21 protein-coding genes are annotated in these 20,301 nt (G+C 67.0%); 9 read left to right on the top strand and 12 right to left on the bottom strand.

The genetic code is table 11. The annotated features are described in order from the left end of the window. Positions 1–154: 154 nt before the first annotated feature. The gene (gene fba, locus FBY20_RS18185) at positions 155–1,219 is read left to right on the top strand and encodes a class II fructose-bisphosphate aldolase (protein ID WP_056326713.1); all 1,065 of its coding nucleotides are present in this window, start codon (positions 155–157) and stop codon (positions 1,217–1,219) included. Positions 1,220–1,320: 101 nt separating this feature from the next. On the opposite strand, the gene FBY20_RS18190 is transcribed toward fba, so the two are convergent. Beyond that, a complete protein-coding gene (locus FBY20_RS18190; protein WP_056326715.1) occupies positions 1,321–1,773 on the bottom strand; it encodes a GFA family protein in 453 nt (150 codons plus the stop codon). Between the two features lie 243 nt (positions 1,774–2,016). Between FBY20_RS18190 and FBY20_RS18195 the strand changes: the two genes are divergently transcribed. The 6 genes from FBY20_RS18195 to FBY20_RS18215 all read left to right on the top strand — a co-directional run bounded on the left by FBY20_RS18195 (position 2,017) and on the right by FBY20_RS18215 (position 6,712). Next, positions 2,017–2,898 (top strand): phosphoribosylaminoimidazolesuccinocarboxamide synthase, encoded by an 882-nt coding sequence (locus FBY20_RS18195; protein ID WP_056326717.1) that lies wholly within the window; start codon positions 2,017–2,019, stop codon positions 2,896–2,898. A 188-nt stretch (positions 2,899–3,086) separates the two neighbouring features. Beyond that, positions 3,087–3,245, top strand: a complete 159-nt coding sequence (locus FBY20_RS27775) for a DUF5993 family protein (RefSeq protein WP_174245425.1) — start codon at positions 3,087–3,089, stop codon at positions 3,243–3,245. A gap of 10 nt (positions 3,246–3,255) precedes the next feature. Next, positions 3,256–3,828, top strand: a complete 573-nt coding sequence (locus tag FBY20_RS18200; RefSeq protein WP_056326719.1) for a disulfide bond formation protein B — start codon at positions 3,256–3,258, stop codon at positions 3,826–3,828. A gap of 104 nt (positions 3,829–3,932) precedes the next feature. After that, positions 3,933–4,454, top strand: coding sequence for a 5-(carboxyamino)imidazole ribonucleotide mutase (gene purE, locus FBY20_RS18205; protein WP_062841698.1), 522 nt, complete (start codon positions 3,933–3,935; stop codon positions 4,452–4,454). Between the two features lie 5 nt (positions 4,455–4,459). After that, the gene (locus FBY20_RS18210; RefSeq protein WP_142053833.1) at positions 4,460–5,650 is read left to right on the top strand and encodes a 5-(carboxyamino)imidazole ribonucleotide synthase; all 1,191 of its coding nucleotides are present in this window, start codon (positions 4,460–4,462) and stop codon (positions 5,648–5,650) included. A 12-nt stretch (positions 5,651–5,662) separates the two neighbouring features. Next, complete coding sequence (locus FBY20_RS18215; RefSeq protein WP_142053835.1) at positions 5,663–6,712, top strand: L-threonylcarbamoyladenylate synthase; 1,050 nt, start codon at positions 5,663–5,665, stop codon at positions 6,710–6,712. Positions 6,713–6,721: 9 nt separating this feature from the next. Here FBY20_RS18215 and FBY20_RS18220 read toward each other — a convergent pair whose 3' ends face one another. The 4 genes from FBY20_RS18220 to FBY20_RS18235 are packed head-to-tail and all read right to left on the bottom strand — an operon-like array spanning position 6,722 to position 9,957. Then, positions 6,722–7,549, bottom strand: coding sequence for an IclR family transcriptional regulator C-terminal domain-containing protein (locus FBY20_RS18220; RefSeq protein WP_056326726.1), 828 nt, complete (start codon positions 7,547–7,549; stop codon positions 6,722–6,724). Beyond that, positions 7,549–8,190, bottom strand: coding sequence for a 3-oxoacid CoA-transferase subunit B (locus tag FBY20_RS18225; protein ID WP_056326728.1), 642 nt, complete (start codon positions 8,188–8,190; stop codon positions 7,549–7,551). Before FBY20_RS18225 ends, FBY20_RS18220 begins: the two co-directional genes overlap by 1 nt. Positions 8,191–8,215: 25 nt before the next feature. Beyond that, positions 8,216–8,896, bottom strand: a complete 681-nt coding sequence (locus tag FBY20_RS18230; protein ID WP_062841702.1) for a 3-oxoacid CoA-transferase subunit A — start codon at positions 8,894–8,896, stop codon at positions 8,216–8,218. A gap of 41 nt (positions 8,897–8,937) precedes the next feature. Further along, on the bottom strand, positions 8,938–9,957 hold the full coding sequence (locus FBY20_RS18235; RefSeq protein ID WP_056326732.1) for a tripartite tricarboxylate transporter substrate binding protein: 1,020 nt from the start codon (positions 9,955–9,957) through the stop codon (positions 8,938–8,940). 355 nt (positions 9,958–10,312) lie between these two features. Between FBY20_RS18235 and FBY20_RS18240 the strand changes: the two genes are divergently transcribed. Together FBY20_RS18240 and FBY20_RS18245 are read left to right on the top strand one after the other, a co-directional pair. After that, on the top strand, positions 10,313–11,335 hold the full coding sequence (locus tag FBY20_RS18240) for an amino acid ABC transporter substrate-binding protein (protein ID WP_056326734.1): 1,023 nt from the start codon (positions 10,313–10,315) through the stop codon (positions 11,333–11,335). A 277-nt stretch (positions 11,336–11,612) separates the two neighbouring features. Continuing rightward, complete coding sequence (locus FBY20_RS18245) at positions 11,613–13,172, top strand: acetolactate synthase large subunit (protein ID WP_062841703.1); 1,560 nt, start codon at positions 11,613–11,615, stop codon at positions 13,170–13,172. Between the two features lie 55 nt (positions 13,173–13,227). On the opposite strand, the gene FBY20_RS18250 is transcribed toward FBY20_RS18245, so the two are convergent. The 7 genes from FBY20_RS18250 to FBY20_RS18280 are packed head-to-tail and all read right to left on the bottom strand — an operon-like array spanning position 13,228 to position 20,300. Next, positions 13,228–13,938, bottom strand: a complete 711-nt coding sequence (locus tag FBY20_RS18250; protein WP_056326739.1) for an ABC transporter ATP-binding protein — start codon at positions 13,936–13,938, stop codon at positions 13,228–13,230. Continuing rightward, entirely contained in the window at positions 13,938–14,699 is a 762-nt protein-coding gene (locus FBY20_RS18255) for an ABC transporter ATP-binding protein (protein ID WP_142053836.1), read from the bottom strand. Before FBY20_RS18255 ends, FBY20_RS18250 begins: the two co-directional genes overlap by 1 nt. After that, complete coding sequence (locus tag FBY20_RS18260) at positions 14,692–15,762, bottom strand: branched-chain amino acid ABC transporter permease (protein WP_142053838.1); 1,071 nt, start codon at positions 15,760–15,762, stop codon at positions 14,692–14,694. The genes FBY20_RS18255 and FBY20_RS18260 overlap by 8 nt, the downstream gene beginning before the upstream one ends. Before the next feature lie 28 nt (positions 15,763–15,790). Next, entirely contained in the window at positions 15,791–16,672 is an 882-nt protein-coding gene (locus FBY20_RS18265; protein WP_142053840.1) for a branched-chain amino acid ABC transporter permease, read from the bottom strand. Between the two features lie 31 nt (positions 16,673–16,703). Next, positions 16,704–17,864 (bottom strand): ABC transporter substrate-binding protein, encoded by a 1,161-nt coding sequence (locus FBY20_RS18270; protein WP_128827333.1) that lies wholly within the window; start codon positions 17,862–17,864, stop codon positions 16,704–16,706. Between the two features lie 55 nt (positions 17,865–17,919). Further along, a complete protein-coding gene (locus FBY20_RS18275; protein ID WP_142053842.1) occupies positions 17,920–18,744 on the bottom strand; it encodes an alpha/beta fold hydrolase in 825 nt (274 codons plus the stop codon). Continuing rightward, on the bottom strand, positions 18,741–20,300 hold the full coding sequence (locus FBY20_RS18280) for a benzoate-CoA ligase family protein (protein ID WP_142053844.1): 1,560 nt from the start codon (positions 20,298–20,300) through the stop codon (positions 18,741–18,743). Before FBY20_RS18280 ends, FBY20_RS18275 begins: the two co-directional genes overlap by 4 nt. Between the last annotated feature and the right edge of the window lies 1 nt (position 20,301).

Genomic DNA, 20,301 nt, shown 5'->3' on the forward strand with positions numbered 1-20,301 from the left:
AGGCGGGATATCAGCCGTCCCGCCCCTTGCGGTATCACCTGAATGGATAGGATACCGGCCGTTGCAAGACCTTTCTTCGATTCCCCCGTAAAATCACGCCATTCAGCAAGGCTTCAACCATCTCTCAATAGACAGTACCTAAGGAGGACCACTCATGGCCCTAGTCTCCATGCGCCAGTTGCTCGACCACGCCGCCGAGCACGGCTACGGCATTCCGGCTTTCAACGTCAACAACCTGGAACAGGTCCAGGCCATCATGGAAGCCGCGGCGGAGACCGACAGCCCGGTGATCATGCAGGCCTCGGCCGGCGCGCGCAAATATGCGGGCGAAGGCTTCCTCAAGTACCTGATCCAGGCCGCCGTTGAGTCCTACCCGCACATTCCCGTGGTCATGCACCAGGATCACGGCCAGTCGCCCAAGATCTGCCAGGGCGCGATCGACCTGGGCTTCTCCAGCGTCATGATGGACGGCTCGCTGAAGGAAGACGGCAAGACCATCGCCGACTACGACTACAACGTCGAAGTCACCAAGAAGGTTGTCGACATCGCGCACAAGCTGGGCGTGACCGTCGAAGGCGAACTGGGCTGCCTGGGCTCGCTGGAAACCATGGAAGGCGACAAGGAAGACGGCCACGGCGCCGACGGCAAGCTGACCATGGATCAGCTGCTGACCGACCCGGAACAAGCCGCCGACTTCGTGCGCCGCACGCAACTGGACGCCCTGGCGATTGCCATCGGCACCAGCCACGGCGCCTACAAGTTCACGCGCAAGCCCACCGGCGACATCCTGTCGATCTCCCGCATCAAGGAAATCCACGCCCGCCTGCCCAACACCCACCTGGTGATGCACGGCAGCTCCAGCGTGCCGCAGGAACTGCTGGCCGAGATCCGTGAATTCGGCGGCAACATGAAGGAAACCTACGGCGTGCCCGTCGAGGAAATCCAGGAAGCCATCAAGTACGGCGTGCGCAAGATCAATATCGACACCGATATCCGTCTGGCCATGACCGGCGCGATCCGCCGCTTCTTTGCCGAGAACCCCGAAAAGTTCGACCCGCGCGAATACCTCAAGCCCGCGCGCGCCGCCGCCAAGGCAATCTGTGTCGCTCGCTACACGGAATTCGGCACCGCCGGCAACGCCAGCAAGATCAAGCCGCTGCCGCTGACCGAGATCGCCGCGCAATACGCGTCGGGCAAGCTGTCGCAAGTGGTGCAGTAAGGTCCCCGCCGGCGCCGCCTTCCCTGTGAAGGCGGCTCAGGCAAAAAAGGGCTGGTCCGCGAGGGCCAGCCCTTTTGTTTTGTGGACGTGATGCGCGCTGCCTACGCCGGCGAATTGCGCCCAAAGCTCGGCACCGTCCGGTCCACGTGGTGCCACGAGGGCGCCGAGTCCGTCCACAGGCTCACCTTGGAATGAAACGCCTCGGGATCGTCCAGCGACCCCGCGCGCACCACCTCATAGCCCATGCCTTCCGAGCTGCCGAACAGCGGCGTCCCACAGGACGGGCAGAAGCTGCGCATGACGGTGTGGCCGGAGTCGCCCTGGTAGCGGTGTTCCTTGGGCTGGCCGCGCAGCAGCGTGACGGCGCCGGCGGGAAAGATCAGGGCGTGGGCTGGGGCGCCGCCGCTGGAGTACTGGCAGTCCCGGCAATGGCAGGTCGCCGCGGTGATGGGCTCGTCCGTGAGGGCGTAGCGGATGGCGCCGCACTGGCAGCCGCCTGTCATGTGCACCTGCGCGTCGGCGTGGGGCATGCGCTTGGGGGAAGCATCCTGCATACGACTCTGTCTCCGGACGGGTTGCGCCGTGACGCCCGGGGGCGGCCGGCGCGAATTATGGATGGGGATCAAAGCCTAACCCGGGGTCTGGCCTGCGGCAAGGTGAACTTATTTGCAGTAATCTATGCGCTTTGCAGGAGCCGCCGCGCGGCGCCGCCCCTGCCTGGTATCCGATTTCGTTCCACTTCCCGCCCTGGCGCCCGCCCGTGGCGGGAATGTTCATTTTTGCCATAGGCCATTCCCGTGACTTCTGCTTTGCATGAATCCAGCATCAAGTCCCTGCCGCTGCTGGGACGCGGCAAGGTGCGCGATATGTACGCCGTCGGCGACGACAAGTTGCTGATCGTCGCGTCGGATCGCATTTCCGCCTTCGATGTGATCCTTGACGACCCCATTCCCGGCAAGGGACAGGTGCTGACCGAACTGACCGAATTCTGGTTGCAGAAGCTGGCGCACATCCTGCCCAACCACTCCACCGGCGTGAAGCCCGAGGACGTGGTGGCGCCCGATGAGGTCGACCAGGTGCGTGGCCGGGCCGTGGTGGTCAAGCGTCTGAAGCCGATCCTGGTCGAAGCGGTGGCCCGTGGCTACCTGATCGGTTCCGGCTGGAAGGACTACCAGGCGACCGGCGCCGTGTGCGGCATCAAGCTGCCGGCGGGCTTGCAACAAGCGAGCAAGCTGCCCGAGCCCATCTTCACGCCCGCAGCCAAGGCCGAATTCGGCATGCACGACGAGAACGTGGACTTCGCGCACGTGGTCAAGGAAGTCGGCCAGGAAATGGCCGAGCGCATCCGCGACGTCACGCTCAAGCTGTACGCCGAGGCCGCCGCCTTTGCCGCGACCAAGGGCATCATCATCGCCGACACCAAGTTCGAATTCGGCCTGGACGACGATGGCACGCTGCACTTGATGGACGAAGTGCTGACGCCCGATTCGTCGCGCTTCTGGCCCGCCGACGGCTACCGCGTGGGCATCAGCCCGCCGTCCTTCGACAAGCAGTTCGTGCGCGACTGGCTTGAAACGCAAACGTGGGACAAGACCCCGCCCGCGCCGCGCCTGCCGCAGGACGTGCTGGAAAAGACCGCCGCGAAGTACCGCGAAGCGCTTGACCGCCTGATCGCCTGATCGGCCTGCTTTCCAAAAAACCGCTCCTTGCCGAGCGGTTTTTTTTTGCCCGCAGCGGTGCAACCGGCGCCTTGATACCCATGCCCGGCACCCGGGCAAACCCGCAGCCTTCGCATGAAATTATTTCGGATTGTTACGCTATACTCGTGCGCTGCTTGGTTCGGGAATTCCGATAAAAGGAGCGCCGCATGGTGATGATGCTGCCCTTTGTGACGGGGACGCTGGCAGTATGGTTTGGTCTCGTGGGCCGGCGCCGCCCCTGCGGGACGTTCTGGCTGCTGACCCTGGTCATCTTTGCTGCCTGGTGCAATTACCACATGACCAGTCCGCTGGCGTTGTCCCTGTGAAGCGCCGGCAATGATCTTTTCACGCAACCCGGCGCGCGGTTCACGCATCCTCAACGGTCTGGCCCTGCTCGGGGTCACCGTCATCCTCTGCATGGCCTTCGTCTGGCAATTCGCCTACGACGAACTGCCGTGTCCGCTATGCCTGCTGCAGCGTGTTGCGCTGATGCTTGCCGGCGTGGGATTCCTCTTGAACTTGCGGCTCGGTCCGTCGCCAATGCACTACGCCATGAGCATCGCGGGCGCGCTGGCCGGGATGCTTGCGTCGGGGCGTCAGGTGCTGCTGCATATTGCGCCGGGCGATGCGGGCTACGGCACGCCCTTTCTTGGCCTGCATTTCTATACGTGGGCCTTCGTCGCCTTCACGGCGATCATCGTGTTCTGCGTCGTGATGCTGTGCGTGGACCGCAAATGGGGCGACAGCATGCTCAAGAAGCCCGTGTCGGCGCTGGGCATGGTGGTCATGGCCCTGTTTTTCATTGTCGCGCTGGCCAACGCCGGCAGCACCACGCTGCAGTGCGGCTTTGGGCCGTGCCCCGACGATCCGGTCAGCTACCTTTGGCTGCAAACTGCGGCCACGCCGTAGGGTCCGCCGCGCCGGGTAAAATAGCGGGTTTTCGCGGGCCGGTCCCGCGGTTTCCTGACATTTCGCGGCGCGTGCGCCGTGGTCTCAACTACTAGACACCGGTTATGACAGACCAGACTTCCGCAGCGGCGCAAGCCTCCCCCGTGGTGGGCGTGATTATGGGATCTTCCAGCGATTGGGAGGTCATGAAGCACGCGGTGACGATGCTGGAGGATTTTGGCGTCGCCTATGAGGCGCGCGTGATCTCCGCGCACCGCATGCCGCAGGACATGGCCGAATACGGCGCCGCCGCGCACCAGCGCGGTCTGCGCGGCATCATCGCCGGCGCCGGCGGCGCGGCGCACCTGCCGGGCATGATGGCCGCCCTGACCGAGGTGCCGGTGTTCGGCGTGCCGGTCCCGTCCAAGTACCTGCGCGGCGAAGACTCGCTGCTGTCCATCGTGCAGATGCCCAAGGGCGTGCCGGTCGCCACCTTCGCCATCGGCGAAGCCGGCGCCGCCAACGCCGCGTTGCACGTGATCGCCACGCTGGCGGGCACCGACGCCGGCCTGCACGCAAAGCTGCTGGCGTTCCGCGCCCGGCAGACGCAGGCCGCGCGCGACATGAAAGTTCCGCCCGAGGCCTGACGCGTATGACTCAATCGACTTCTTTCATGATTGCGCCCGGCGGTTGGCTGGGCATGCTGGGCGGCGGGCAGTTGGGCCGCATGTTCTGTCACGCCGCGCAAAGCCTCGGCTACAAGGTGGCGGTGCTGGATCCGGCCGCCGAGTGCCCGGCCGGCATGGTCGCCGACCTGCACATCCAGGCCGCCTATGACGACGAGGCCGGCCTGGCCCGCCTGGCGCAAACCTGCCAGGCTGTCACCACCGAATTCGAGAACGTGCCCGCCGACAGCCTGCGCGCGCTGGCGACCCGTTGCCGCGTCAGCCCGGCGGGCGACGCCGTGGCGATCGTGCAGGACCGCATCGCGGAAAAGACCTTCATCGCCGCGCAAGGCATCCCGGTTGCGCCGCACGCCGCCATCCGCAGCGAGGCGGACCTGCACGCCGCGTCCGAAGCCCTGTTCCCCGGCATTCTCAAGGTTGCCCGCCTGGGTTACGACGGCAAGGGCCAGGCCCGCATCGACACCCGCGAAGAAGCCATCGCGGCCTTCGCCGAGTTCGGGGGCGTGGCCTGCGTGCTGGAAGCGCTGATGCCGCTGGATTACGAAATCTCGGTGGTGCTGGCGCGCGGCTTTGACGGCGCCAGCGTGGTGTTTCCCGTGGCGCGCAACGTGCACCGCGACGGCATCCTGGCGGTGTCCACCGCCGCGCCCGTGCAGCAGGACGCCGCCCACGCTGAACGCCAGGCGCGCGCCACCGAGGCCGCGCAGGCCATCGCGCAGGGCCTGGGTTACCACGGCGTGCTGTGCGTGGAATTCTTCGTCCTCAAGGACGGCAGCCTCATCGTCAACGAGATCGCGCCGCGCCCGCACAACAGCGGCCACTACACGATCGACGCCTGCGTCACCAGCCAGTTCGAGCAGCAGGCGCGCGCCATGGCCGGCCTGCCGCTGGGCGGCACCGACCTCCTGGCGCCGGCCGTCATGCTGAACATCCTGGGCGACATCTGGTACGCCAACGACACCGACACCGCGCAACGCGAGCCCGACTGGGCGGCTGCGCTGGCCGTGCCGTCCGCCAAGCTGCATCTGTACGGCAAGCACGAGGCGCGGCGCGGCCGCAAGATGGGGCACGTCACCATCGTGGCGGCCACGCTGCAGCAGGCCCGCGACGATGCCGCCCGCGTGGCGGCCGCGCTGGGCATGCAGGCGCCTGACTAAAGCGGCGAACCGATGTCCTCATCCACGCCCGCCACCGCCAGCGCCGCGGAAATCGCCCACGCCGCCCAGCGCATGCTGGACGGCGAACTGGCCGCCTTTCCGACCGAGACCGTCTACGGGCTGGGCGCGGATGCCGAAAACCCGCAGGCGGTTGCCAAGATCTATGCGGCCAAGGGCCGGCCGTCGAACCATCCCGTCATCGTTCACATCGCGCCCGACGGCGACGTGTCGTATTGGGCGGCGCACGTGCCGCCCGAGGCGCGGCTGCTGATCAACGCGTTCTGGCCGGGTCCACTGACCCTGATCCTCAAGCGCGCGCCGCATATCGTCGACACGGTGAGCGGCGGCCAGGACAGCATCGGCATTCGCTGTCCCTCGCACCCGGTGGCGCAGGCGCTGCTGGCTGCCTTTGCCGCCGGCAAGCCGAACGGACAGGGCGGCGTGGCCGCGCCGTCCGCCAACAAGTTCGGGCAAGTGTCGCCCACCCGCGCCGAGCACGTGCGCAGCGAGTTCCCGGACGAAGTCGCGGCCGGCATGCCCGTGCTGGAAGGCGGCGCGTCGGAGGTGGGCATCGAGTCCACGATCCTCGATCTGTCGCGCCTGGACACGGGCGCGGGGCCCGTGCTGCTGCGGCCCGGCCACATCAGCGCCGCGCAAATCGAAGCCGTGCTGGGCGTGCAGGTGTTTGCGCCCGACGCCGCGGCGCCGCGCGCCTCGGGCACGCTGAAGGCGCATTACGCGCCGCGCACGCCGCTGGAACTGGCAAGCGACGCACGCATGCAGGAAGTGCTGCTGGGACGCAACCTGCCAGAAGGGCGCGTCGTGCTGGTGGCCTACGGCCCGCAGCCTGCCGCCGTCGATGCGCGCGTGCAATGGCAAGCGGTGCCGGCGGACCCGGCCCGTTACGCGCAGGCGCTGTATGGCCTGCTGCGCGATCTGGACGGGCAGGACTATGCGCGCATCATCGTGCAGGCGCCGCCCGCCACCGACGACTGGCACGCGGTCAACGACCGCATCGGCCGTGCCGCCGCCGCCTTCACGCTGGACACCACCGGCCTGTAGCCTGGCCGCTCAGGCGGCCAGGAATTCCCCGATCCGTTCAACGGCCTGCCGCAAGGGCGGCAGGAATTCTTCCTGCAAGCGCTCGAGCGGCACGCGCGCGGCCTTCACGCTGACGTTCACGGCGCCGCACGCCTTGCCGCTGGCCGAGCGCACGACCACCGAGATCGCGCGCACATTCAATTCCAGTTCCTGGTCGACCACCGCATATCCCTGCTCGCGGATGCGCGCCAGTTCCGCGCGCAGTTTTGCCTCGGTGGTCAACGTGAACTCGGTGTAGGGCTGCAGGTCGGTTGCCGCGAAATACCTGGCCAGCGCGGGCTCGGGCAACTCTGCCAGCAGCACGCGCCCGATGGACGTGCAGTACGCCGGCAAGCGGCTTCCCAGGCCCATCGACGTGGCCAGCAGGCGATTCACCTCCGATCGCGCCAGGTACAGCATCTCGTGGCCTTCCATGATGGCGAGCGCACAGGTCTCGTTCACGGTGGCGCTCAGTTCCTCCAGCACGGGCTGCGCCAGCGAGACGAACGGCGTGGACGAAAAATACGCGTAGCCCAGCCCCAGGATGCGCGGCGTCAGCACGTACAGCCGGCCATGCTGTTCGGCCATGCCCAGCAGGATCAGCGTGTGCAGGCAGCGCTGCACCACCGCGCGCGGCAGGTTGGCGCGCCGGCTCAGTTCGGCGGCGGTCTGGGGATGGCGGCGGGTGCCGAACGCGCGTATGACGTGCAGGCCGCGCGCCAGCGTCAGCATGTAGTCCGGATCGCCGCGTAGCTGGTCGGGATGGTCTTCGGCCGCGGGCGGCGCGGCGTAGCCCGGAGGAGGCAGGTTCGGCAGCATCAGCCGGCACGCAGCGGCGCGCCGGTGCGCGCCTGCAATTCGGTCAGGGTCATGCCGTCGATCATATCCCGGACGACAAGCCCGTCCGGCGTCACGTCGATGACCGCGAGGTCGGTGTAGATGCGGTCCACCACGCCGGCGCCGGTAAGCGGATAGGTGCAGCGCTCGACGATCTTGGGATCGCCGTTCTTGCTGTTGTGCTCCATCATGATGAACACGCTGCGCGCGCCCACGGCCAGGTCCATCGCGCCGCCCACGGCCGGCGCCTCGCCCGGCTTATTGAGCGACCAGTTGGCCAGATCGCCGTTGGCCGCGACCTGCATGCCGCCCATGACGCAGATGTCCAGGTGGCCGCCGCGCATCATCGCGAACGAGTCCGCGTGATGGAAATACGACCCGCCCGTCAAGAGCGTCACGGGCTGCTTGCCCGCGTTGATGAGGTCCAGGTTGATGTCGGCCTCGGCCGGGGGCGGGCCCATGCCAAGAATGCCGTTCTCGCTGTGCAGCACGATCTCGCGGCCTTCGGGCAGGTGGGCGGCCACCAGCACGGGCATGCCGATGCCCAGGTTGACGTAGCTGCCGTCGGGGATGTCCAGGGCCAGGCGGCGCGCCATGGCTTCGCGGGTCAGGGGACGAAACATGCGGACTCCTCCTTGAAGGATTGCTTCAGCTGGAAAAGGCGGCGTTGGGCACTTCGGTGACGCGCTTGACGAAGATGCCCGGCGTCACCACCGCCTCGGGCGGCAGTTCGCCCAGTTCGGCCTTGGCGCGCACCTGCACGATGGTCGTCCGGGCGGCCATGCACATGATGGGACCGAAGTTGCGCGCGCTCATGTTGTAAGTGAGGTTGCCCCAGCGGTCGCCACGGTCGGCCTTGACCAGCGCGAAGTCGCCATGCAACGGTTCTTCGAACACATGGCCGCGGCCGTTGATGATGCGCGTCTCCTTGCCGCGCGCAAGCTCGGTGCCGTACGCGGTGGGCGTGAAAAAGCCGCCCAGGCCGGCGCCGGCCGCACGCAGGCGTTCGGCGATGGTGCCTTGCGGCACGCATTCCAGTTCGATGCGGCCTTCGCGGTAGAGCGCGTCGAAGACCCAGGAGTGAGACGCCTTCGGAAACGAGCAGATGACCTTGCGCACGCGCCCGGCCTTGACCAGCGCGGCCAGGCCCGTTTCGTGGTTGCCCGCATTGTTGCTGACCACGGTCAGGTCGCGCGCGCCCTGGTCGATGAGCGCATGGATCAGTTCGGTGGGCATGCCGGCGCCGCCGAACCCGCTGATCAGCACGGTGGCGCCATCGTGGATGTCCGCCACGGCGGCCGCGGGGGTGTCGATGAACTTGTCGATCATGGAGGGCTCCAATGGGGCGGGCGCGGCGGCGCCCGGCCCGCTCAGTTCACGGTGATGTTGGCCTGCTTGATGATCTCGGCGTAGCGTGCCGAGTCCTTCTTCATCAATTCGGCAAACTGCGCCGGCGTGCCGCCCACCGGCAAGAAGCCCGCATCCACGAACTTCTGCCGCACGTCGGGTTCCTTGACGATTTCGCTGATCTCACGCGCCATGCGTTCGATGATCGGCTTGGGCGTATTGGCGGGCGCCATCAGTCCGGCCCACGAGCCGGTGACAAAACCCGGCATGCCGGCTTCTTCCATCGTGGGAATGTCAGGTTCCGTGGGCCAGCGTTCCTTGCCCGTGAACGCCAGCGCCTTCAGGCGGTTCTGCTTGACGTACTGCATCGGCACCAGCACGGGATCGAACACCATGGACACGCGGTTGCCCAGCAGGTCCGTGAGGATCGGCGCGCTGCCCTTGTAGGCCACGTGCGTCATCGTGATCTTGTTCTGCAGCGCAAAGTCGGCGCCGGTCAGATGCGCGCTGGAACCGTTGCCGCTGGACGCGTAGGTGAGCTTGTCGGGATTCTTGCGCGCATAGGCGACCAGTTCGGCCACGTTCTTGACCGGCAGCTCGTTCGCCACGAACAGAAACAGCGGCAGGTCCGCCATCTGCACGACCGGCGTCAGGTCCGCGGGCGTGTAGCCCAGCTTGTAGAGATGAAAGTTGATGATGTAGGCCGGCAGCATCGACAGGAACGTGTAGCCGTCGGGCTCGGCCTTGGCGGCAATCGCCGATCCCAGGCTGCTGTTGGCGCCGGGGCGGTTCTCGACGACGATGGTCTGGTTCAGCCTGGGTCCCAGCTTTTCCATCACGATGCGCGTCACGATGTCGGTCGATCCGCCCGGCGTGTACGGCACGATGATCTTGATGGGCTTGCTGGGCCAGTTGTCGGCCGCGTGGGCAGGGCCGGCGGCCACACCGGTTGCCGCCAGCGCGGCGAACAGCAGGTTCCTGAGGGCCTGGCGGCGGTCAGTGGCCGCCGGGCGAGGGGGCTGCGACTTGCATGCTTGTGCCATGGACTTGTCTCCTCCATGAATTGGCCGATCAGCGGTGCGCGTCCGGGTTTTTGTGTGACGCGACCGGCTTTTTTAAAGGGCTGCGGCTTTGCTGACTATCGGACAAAGACGCAAAAAAAGTATGGCACGCGGGGATGCGCGGGGCGGCGGGGCGCCGCGGCAATAAAGTTCGATCACCGGACACGGCGGCGACGTTCGAGGACGACGCGTCTTACGGGTTTTCACTAGGGATTCGTGCGTTGTTCACGCTGTGGACATGCCTTAATCTGGCGGCCGGTCCAGTAAGGCGGGACCCGGTTTCAGCCGCTCCCGGTTACGAGCCCAGAGCGGTCATCTATCTCAGGAGAAGCAGAACATGAAGCGGAAATTGATGGTTGCGGCCGGCGCGATTGCCCTGGCCTGCGCGTCCCAGGCGGCGATGGCCGGTCCCACGCTGGACGCGGTGAAAAAGAAGGGATTCGTGCAGTGCGGCCTGACGGACGGCGTCTCCGGATTCTCCGCGACGAACAGCAAGGGCGAATGGGAAGGCATGGATGTGGACATCTGCCGTGCCGTGGCGGCGGCGGTGTTTGGCGATGCCTCCAAGTTCAAGGGCACCGCGCTGTCCACCCAGCAGCGCTTCACGGCGCTGCAGTCGGGCGAAGTCGACGTGCTGCTGCGCACCGTGACGCTGACGCAGACGCGCGACACGTCGCTCGGCCTGTCCGCCGTGGCCGCCAGCTTCTATGACGGCCAGGGCATCCTGGTCAGCAAGAAGCTGGGCGTCAAGAGCGCCAAGGAACTGAACGGCGCCACCGTCTGCGTGCAGCCCGGCACCACCACCGAATTGAACCTGGCCGACTGGTTCCGCGCCAACAACATCGAGTTCAAGCCGGTCGTGATCGACAAGGTGACCGAAGTCGTGCGCGCCTTTGAATCCGGCCGCTGCGACGCCTTCACGGACGACGCCTCGCAACTGGCCGCCGTGCGCGCCACGCAGGTCGCCAACCCCAACGACTACGAAATCCTGCCCGAGCGCTTCTCCAAGGAGCCGCTGGGTCCCATGGTCCGCCAGGGCGACGAGAACTGGCTGGGCATCGTGCGCTGGACGCTGTTCGCGCTGCTGGAAGCCGAGGAATACGGCATCACGCAAAAGAACGTGGATGAAATGCTCAAGAGCAAGAATCCCAACGTCCTGCGCATCCTGGGCGTGACGCCGGGCGCCGGCAAGAACATGGGCCTGGATGAAAAGTGGGCCTACAACGCCATCAAGGCGGTGGGCAACTACAGCGAAATCTTCGAGCGCAACGTGGGCAAGGACAGCAAGCTGGGCCTGCAGCGCGGCACGAACGCGCTGTGGAACCAGGGCGGCGCGATGTATCCGTGGCCGATCCGTTGATGTGCCGGCAGCCGTAGCGGCCGGATAAGGCATCCTTCCGACCCATGCAAGGCCTCCCTCGGGAGGCCTTGCCGTTTTTGCAGACGCCTTGAGCTGGCCCCACGATCCGCCCGGGCGCACGCCGCCGCCTTGTTTCGGCTGACGGAACCTTGCAGGAATGGTTCCATGCGCCCGATCGTAAATGGCTCTATCGCGAATCCGCCAGGCTCCCTATGATGTCCGTTGCGCGGGTGGCCATGCCACCCGCCTGCCATTGATAACTACCAGGGAAACAACGATGAACGGCGCCGACAGCCTCTGCGACACCTTGCTTGCCAATGATGTGGACGTTTGCTTTGCAAATCCGGGCACATCCGAGATGCATTTTGTGGCGGCCCTGGATCGCAAGCCCAAGATGCGCTGCGTGCTGGGCCTGTTCGAAGGCGTGGTGACCGGCGCCGCCGACGGCTACGCCCGCATGGCCGACAAGCCGGCCGCGACGCTGCTGCATCTGGGCCCGGGCCTGGGCAATGGCCTTGCCAACCTGCATAACGCCAAACGCGCCCGCACCCCCATGGTCAACATCGTGGGCGACCACGCCACGTATCACGTCCAGTACGACGCGCCGCTGACCAGCGACGTGGAAGGCGTGGCGCGCCCGATGTCGCATTGGGTCAAGCGCACGATGACGGCCTCGGCCCTGTCCGCGGACGCCGCCGAGGCGGTCGCCGTGGCGCGCCGCGCGCCGGGCAACATCGCCACCTTGATCCTGCCGGCCGACACGGCCTGGACCGAATTGCCCGATAACGCGCCCGCGCCCATCGTGGCCAAGGACGACGCGCTGGCGCAGACCACCGCCGATGCCGTGCGCGCCGCCGCCGCGGCCATCCGCTCGGGCGAAGTCACCGTGCTGATGCTGGGCGGCGCCGCGCTGCGCGAGCGCGCATTGAACGCGGCGGGGCGCATTGCGCGCGCCACCGGCGTGCGCCTGGTATCGGAAACGTCGAACCGCCGCATCGAGCGCGGCGGCTCGCGCACCCCGGTGGATCGTCTGCCGTATCCGATCGACCTGGCCGTCGCCAAGCTCAAGGACGTCAAGCACCTGGTGCTGGCGGGCGCGAAGTCGCCGGTCGGTTTCTTTGCCTATCCGGGCAAGCCCAGCCTGCTGGCGCCGCAGGACAGCAACCAGGTGGTGCTGGCCACGGCCGACCAGGACCTGCCGCACGCGCTGGAGTGGCTGGCCGATGAACTGGGCATCGCCGCCGATGCGCCGCGCCTGACGGCGCCCGCCGCCAGTTATGAAGTGCCCGCGTCCGGCAAGCTGACCGGCGCCGCCGTCAACATCCTGGTCGCCCATCATCTGCCCGAACAGGCCATCGTTTGCGACGAGTCCATCACGCAGGGCCGCGAGTTTCCGCTGTACAGCGTCAGCAGCGCGCCGCACGACTGGCTGATGCTGACGGGCGGCGCGATCGGCATCGGCCTGCCGCTGGCGACGGGCGCGGCAGTGGCGTGCCCCGACCGCAAGGTGGTGACCTTGCAGGCGGACGGCAGCGGCATGTACACGCTGCAGGCCTTGTGGACGCAGGCGCGCGAAAACCTGGATTGCCTCACCATCATCCTGGCCAACCGTTCGTACGCCACGCTGCATGGCGAGATGAAGAACGTGGGCGTGCAGGAACCGGGCCGCAATGCGCGCCGCATGCTGGACCTGCAGGACCCGCATCTTGAATGGACCCATCTTGCGCGCGGCATGGGCGTGGAAGCAGTCAGCGTGGATACGGTCGAAGGCTTTGCGCGCGCGCTGGCCGAAGGCCTGAAGCGGCGCGGTCCCTTCCTGATCGAAGCGGTGATCTGACGGTTGCCGCCGTGGCGCGGACGCTTCGTGGATCTTCTTCCCAAGCGCCGCGCCGCTACACCCCCAGATAGCGCGTCAATTGCTCGGGCTGCCGGGCCAGCGACGCGCTGTCGCCATCCTGCACGATCAATCCCTTTTCCATCACGAGGCACCGGTCGGTGTGTTCCAGCACCGCGCGGTAGTTGCGGTCCACGATCAGCGTGGACATGCCGGTGGCGCGGATCTCGCGGATGATGCGCCAGATCTCCGCCACGATCAGCGGCGCCAGGCCCTCGGTGGCCTCGTCCAGGATCAGGAGGTCGGGGTTGGTCATCAGCGCGCGGCCGATGGCCAGCATCTGCTGTTCGCCGCCCGACAACTGCTGGCCGCCGTGGCCCAGGCGTTCGCGCAGCCGCGGAAACGTGTCCAGCACACGCGCATAGGTCCAGTCCTGGCCTGCGCGCTTGCCCGGGCGCGCCGCCACCTGCAGGTTCTCGCGCACGTTCAGGTTGGGAAAGATGCCGCGGCCCTCGGGCACATAGGCCACCCCCATCCGGGCGATTGCATGGGGCTGCGCGTGGGTGCAGTCGCTGCCGCGCACGCGCACGTTGCCCTGCGCGCTTTTCACGTGGCCCATCAGGCTGCGGATGAGCGTGGTCTTGCCCATCCCGTTGCGGCCCACCAGTCCCACCGATTCGCCCGGCGCGATGTGCATGTCCACGCCCCGCAGGACATGGCTGGCGCCGTAGTACACGTGCAGTCCGCCTGCTTCGATCAGCGCGTGCATCAATGCGCTCCTTGTCCGTCTTCGCCCAGGTAGGCGGTGCGCACTTCCGGATTGGCGCGGATCTGTGCGGGAGCGCCGCTGGCGATAGCGCTGCCGTTGACCATGACGGTGATGGTTTCGGCGATGCGGAACACGGCATCCATGTCATGCTCGACCAGCAGGATGGCGTGGCCGGCCTTCAGTGTATGCAGCAGAGCCAGGATGCGGTCAGTTTCCTCGGGGCCCATGCCCGCCAGCGGTTCGTCCAGCAGCAGCACCTGCGGCTCGCCCGCCAGGCACATGGCGATCTCAAGTTGGCGCTTGCGGCCGTGCGGCAGCAGGCCGGCCGGTTGCCGCGCATCGCCGGTCAGGCCCGTGCGGTCCAGCGCCGCGCCCGCCAATTCGGCGCTGCGCCGGCAGCTGGCGGCATCGCGCCACCAGTGCCAGAAGCGCTGCCGGCTGGCCTGCGCGGCCAGCCTGCAGTTTTCAAACACAGTCAGTTCCGGAAAGATCGTGGATCGCTGGTAGCTGCGGCCCAGCCCGGCGCGCGCCCGTTCGGGCTGAGGCCAGGTGGTGATGTCGCGGCTGCCCAGCGTGACCTGGCCGCTGCTGGCCGCCAGTTCACCCGACAGGATGTTGATGAGCGTGGACTTGCCCGCGCCGTTGGTGCCGATCACGGCATGCACCTGGCCGCGCAGCAGATCGAGCGACACGCCGTTGACCGCGGTAAGACCGCCGAAGCGGCGCGTGACCGCGGCGGCCGAGAGCAGGACATCAGACATGGCGTTCTCCCTGGAGCGGCAGGCGCGCGGCCGCCGGTTTGCTTTCCGCGCGGGCCGGGGGCGCCGCGTCTTTGCGAACGTCCGCGGCGCGAGCGTGGCGGCGTTCGCGCCATTGGGCCGGCAGACCTGCCAGCCCGTTCGGCAACAGGGCCACCAGCGCGATGATCGCCAGGCCCAGCGGCAGGTGCCAATGGCGCGCGTAATCGCCAAACAGGTCCTGCGACTGGAACAGCTCTTGCAGCAGCACCATCGTCACCGTGCCCAGCACTGCGCCGCCCAGGCTGCCCATGCCGCCCAGGATGACCATCAGCAGCACCAGCCCGGACTGTTCCCAGGCCAACAGCTCCGGTGTGACGAAGCCATCTTTCAGCGCGAACAGAAAGCCCGCCAGGCCGGCCAGCGTGGCGCCGACGACATAGGCGGCGAGCTTGTAGGGATAAGTCGAATAGCCTGCCGCGCGCATGCGCTGTTCGTTGATGCGGATGCCGGCAAGCGCCGCGCCGAATGGCGAGCGGCGCAGCAACGCCAGAAAGCCCCACGTCAGCGCCAGGCAGGCCAGGACAAAGAAATAGAACGTGCCGGCGTTGCCCAGATCGAACGGCATCCAGCCGCCCAGCGAGAGTTCCGGCCGGAAATACAGGTAGATGCCGTCGCTGCCGCCGCCGATCTTGGTGTCGTGGAACACGTAGTACGCCATCTGCGAAAACGCCAGCGTGACCATGATGAAGTACACGCCGCGCGTGCGCAGGGCCAGTGCCCCGGTCACCAGGGCATACGCGGCGGCTGCCAGAAGGGCGGCCGGCAGCAGCCACCACAGGCTGGCCGCTTCCGACTCGGGCGACAACAGCGCCGCCACGTAGGCGCCGATGCCGAAGAACGCCGCGTGTCCCAGGCTCACCAACCCCGCGCCGCCCACCAGCAGTTGCAGGCTGAGCGCGAAGATCGCGTAGATCATGATCTTCACCGCCAGGCCGGTGTAGTAATCGCTGCCGCTGAAGGAAAAGGCCGCCAGCGCCAGCAGCGTGGCGATGGGCAGAAGTCGGTTAAGCAGAGGCGCGCGCATGCGTGGGTCCTTTTGAGGTCGACAGGACCTAGCCCTGTTTGAACAGCCCTTCGGGCTTGCAGAGAAGAATGAGGGCCATCAGCAGATAGACCAGCACGCCCGCCGCGGAAGGGAACAGCACCTGGCCGAAGGTCTCGGCAAAGCCCACCAGCATCGCGGCCAGGAAGGCGCCGCGAATCGACCCGATGCCGCCGATCACCACCACCACGAAACAGATGATGAGCACGCCGTTGCCCATGCCGGGATACACGGACGACACGGGCGCGGCGATGCTGCCGGCCAGCGCCGCCAGCGCCACGCCCGCGGCGAACACGACGCGGTAGAGCTTGTTGATGTCGATGCCCAGCGAGCTGATCATCTCGCGGTTGCTGGCGCCGGCGCGCAGCATCATGCCCAGCCGCGTGCGCGAGATCATCCAGTACAGCAGCAGCGCGACGACGATGCCCACGGCGGAAATGAAAAGGCGGTAGACGGGATAGGTCATCACGTCGCCCAGCGCAATGCTCCCGCGCAGCCAATCGGGCAGCGGCACGCCATGCACGTCGTTGCCCACCAGGATGCTGCGCAGTTCCTCGAACACCAGGATCAGGCCGTACGTCATCAGCACCTGCTGCAGGTGATTGCGCTTGTACAGGTAGCTGAAGAACGCGGCTTCCAGCAGGTATCCCATCACGCCGGCCGCCAGCACGCAGACGGCCAGCGTGGTGAGAAACCCGCCGCCCAGCCAGCGGTCGACCAGCGGGCCCAGCGCAAACGCCATGTACGCGCCGATCATGTAGAAGCTGCCGTGCGCCAGGTTGATGATGCCCATGATCCCGAAGATCAGCGTCAAGCCGCTGGCCACCAGGAACAGCAGCAAGCCGTACTGGAATGCGTTCAGGCTCTGGATGAGCAGGATGCTGATGTCCATGGGGCCTCCCGTGGCGGACGCGTTCGGCGGGCTACAGCTTGCAGCCGCGGGCGGGGTCGGCCAGCTTCTGCACCGCGACCTCGACGACCTTGTTTTCCAGGCCGTCGACGCGGCGCAGGTAGATGTCCTGAACGGGATTGCCGGCCTTGGACAGCGTGAACGAGCCGCGCGGGCTGTCCACGGTGGCCGTGCGCATGGCGCTGCGGAAGGCGTCTTTCTTCGTGAAGTCGCCCTTCACGGCGGTCAGCCCCGACTGCATGAGCTGCGCGGCGTCATAGCCTTGCACCGCGTAGACGTCCGGCTGCATCTTGTACGCCTTGGAATAATCGGCGCGGAAGGCGTTGTCGCGCGGCGTGTTCAGGCCGTCGGCGTAATGCAGCGTGGTCAAGAGCCCCTGCGCCGATGCGCCTTGCGCTTGCAGCGTGCCGTCCGTCAAAAAGCCCGAGCCGTACAGCGGAATCGTCTTGTCCAGGCCTGCCGCGTGGTAGTCCTGCACGAACTTCACGGCGCCGCCGCCCGCAAAGAAGGTGAACACCATGTCGGGCTTGAGCGCGGCAATCTCGGTCAGGAGCGACTGGAATTCCACGTTGGGAAACGGCAGGCTCAGTTCGCGCACGACCTTGCCGCCGGCCTTCTCGAAACCTTCCTTGAAGCCGCCGATGGCCTCGTCGCCCGCCGCGTACTTCCAGGTGATGGTCACGGCGGTCTTGTGGCCCTTGGCGTACGCCACCGGGCCCATGGCGTAGGCCGGCTGCCAGTTGGTGAACGAGGTGCGGAAGATGCCCGGGCCGCACAGCGGACCGGTGATCGCGTTGGCGCCCGCGTTGGTGACGATCAGCGTGGTGTCGGCGTCCTTGGCCGCCTTGGCCAGCGCCATCGCCACGCCCGAATGCACGGTGCCGATCAGCACATCGACCTGATCGCGCTTGATGAGGCGATTGGCGTTCTCGGCGGCCTTGGCCGGATTGGATTCGTCATCCACCTTGAAGTATTCGATCTCGCGTCCGCCGAGCTTGCCGCCTTGCTCGGCAACGTAGAGCTTGAAGCCGTTCTCGATGGCGTTGCCCAGCGCGGCAAAGGTGCCGCTGTAGGGCAGCATGAAGCCGACCTTGAGCTTGTCGTCGGCATGCGCGCCGCTTGCGGCGATCGTCAGGGCGGCGGCCAGCGCGGCCCGGGTCAGGACGTGGTTCATGGTTTGTCTCCGTGCTTGTTATGGGCGGACGCGGGGCCTTGATGCGCGGCCCGTGTCAACCGGGTTTTTCCAGCGCGCCGACAAAGCGTGCGACGGCCTGGACAACGGTGGCGGGCTGATCCCGGTGCGGCGAATGCCCGCAATCCGGAATCTCCAGCAGTTCGGTCTGCGGCGCGCGCCGGCGGATGCCGTGCACCTGCGCCAGCGTGCCGTATTCGTCGCCGGTGCCCTGAATGGCCAGCACGGGACAGGTGATGCGGCTCAGATCGTCCTCGATGTTCCAGGCGCGAAATTCCGGGTTCAGCCAGATGTCGTTCCAGCCCCAGAACGCGGAGTCGACATCCTGGTGATGGCGGCCCAGCCGCGCGCGCAGATCTGATTCCAGATAGGCGCGGCGCGCGGCCGCGATGCTGGTGAGGGACACGTCTTCGACAAGGATGTGCGGGGCCGCCGCGATCACACCGGCGACCGCGTCCGGATACCGGGCGGCGTAAAGCAAGGCGATCGAGCCGCCGTCGCTGTGGCCGAACAGCACCGGCTTGTCGCGGCGCGCGTTCACGCCCAGGACCTCCAGCAAGGCCGGCAGGACGTCGTGCGCCTCGCGGTGCATGAAGTCCACGGGCCACGCATCATCCTGCGGGCGCGCGGTGGACCGGCCGTATCCGTAGCGCGAATACACCAGCCCGCGGCAGCCGGCGGCCTCGCACACCTGCACGGGCCAGTCCTTCCACATCGACACCGACCCCAACCCTTCATGCAGAAAGACGATGAGCGGGGCGTCCGTGCGCTCCGGCGCGATCCATCGGCATTCCAGCCGCAGGTCGCGGCCGCGCGCGTGGACGCCGGCAAAGACCGTATCCGAGTTGGCGGCCGCCGTCATAGCGATGCCTCTTCCAGCGCCCGCAGGCGAAAGCGCTGGATCTTGCCGGTGGCGGTCTTGGGCAGTTCCTCCAGGAAATCGATCTGGCGCGGATACTTGAAGGGCGCCAGGTGTTGCTTGACGTAATGCTGCAAGGCGGCGCCCGTCTGCGCGTCCGGTTCGAAGCCGTCGCGCAGCACCACATAGGCCTTGGTCTTGACCAGCCCGTCGTGGTCCGGCACCCCGATCACGGCCGCTTCCAGCACCGCCTCGTGCTGGATCAGGATGTTCTCGACCTCGACCGGCGACACATACTGGCCGCTGACCTTGATCATGTCGTCGCTGCGTCCGGCGTAGGTGTAATAGCCATCCGGATCGCAAACGTATTTGTCGCCGCTCTTTAACCAGTCGCCCAGAAAGCACTGGCGCGTCTTGTCGCGGTTGTTCCAGTACATCAGCGCGGCGCTGGGACCCTTGATGTACAGGTCGCCGATGGCGCCGGGCGCGACGGGCGCGCCGTTGTCGTCGCGCAGCTGCACCTCATAGCCCGGCACGGGCTTGCCCGTGGTGCCGTAGCGCAATTGCCCCGAGCGGTTGGAAATGAAGATGTGCAGCATCTCGGTCGAGCCGATGCCGTCCAGGATTTCACAGCCGAAATGCCGCGTGAAACGCTCGCCGATATCACGCGGCAAGGCTTCGCCGGCAGATGTGCAGACGCGCATCGTCACCTGCTCTCGGGGCGGCAGGTTGGGCGAGGCCAGCATGCTGGCATACAACGTCGGCACGCCGTAGAACACGGTGGGGCGATGCCGCACCAGCCGCTGGAACACGGCCTGCGGCGTGGGGCGCTCGGCCATCAGCACGACCGTGGCGCCCACCGACAGCGGAAAGGTCAGGCCGTTGCCCAGGCCGTAAGCGAAGAACAGCTTCGCGGCCGAGAACACCACGTCGCTTTCGCGGATGCCGAGTACGGGCTTGGCGTACAGTTCCGCCGTGTGCCAGAGGTTGCCGTGGGTGTGCACCACGCCCTTGGGCTTGCCGGTCGAACCGGACGAATACAGCCAGAATGCGATTTCGTCGGATAGCGTGCGGGCCGCGGGCGCCAGCGGGGCGGCGGCCAGCAGCGTGTCGAACGCGTGGGCGCCATCGGGCAAGGCCGCGCCGGGCTGCGACACCACCAGATGTTCGACATCCGCCGGCGCCTGAGCCAGCGCCGCCTGCAGCACCGGCAGCAGGGCGCCGGACACGAACACGGCGCGCACGCGGCTGTGCGCAATGATGTAGGCGTAATCGTCCGCGGTGAGCAGGGTATTGACGGCAACCGGCACGACGCCGGCGTGCAGGGCGCCCAAAAACGCCACCGGCCAGTCGGCCGTGTCCTGCATCAGCACCAGGATGCGTTCCTCGCGGCGCAGGCCCAGGTTGCGCAGCGCGCCCGCCATGCGGGCCACCCGCTCGGCCAGCTCGCCATACGTGAGCTGGCGCGTGTCGTCGATGTAGGCCGGCTTGGCGGCGCGCGGCGCGTTCAGCGCGGCAAGATGGCTGGCGAAATTCAGTTCGGCGGGGCAGGTGTTCACT

This window comes from Achromobacter sp. SLBN-14 (assembly GCF_006715415.1).
In the GTDB taxonomy this organism is placed as follows: domain Bacteria; phylum Pseudomonadota; class Gammaproteobacteria; order Burkholderiales; family Burkholderiaceae_B; genus Achromobacter; species Achromobacter mucicolens.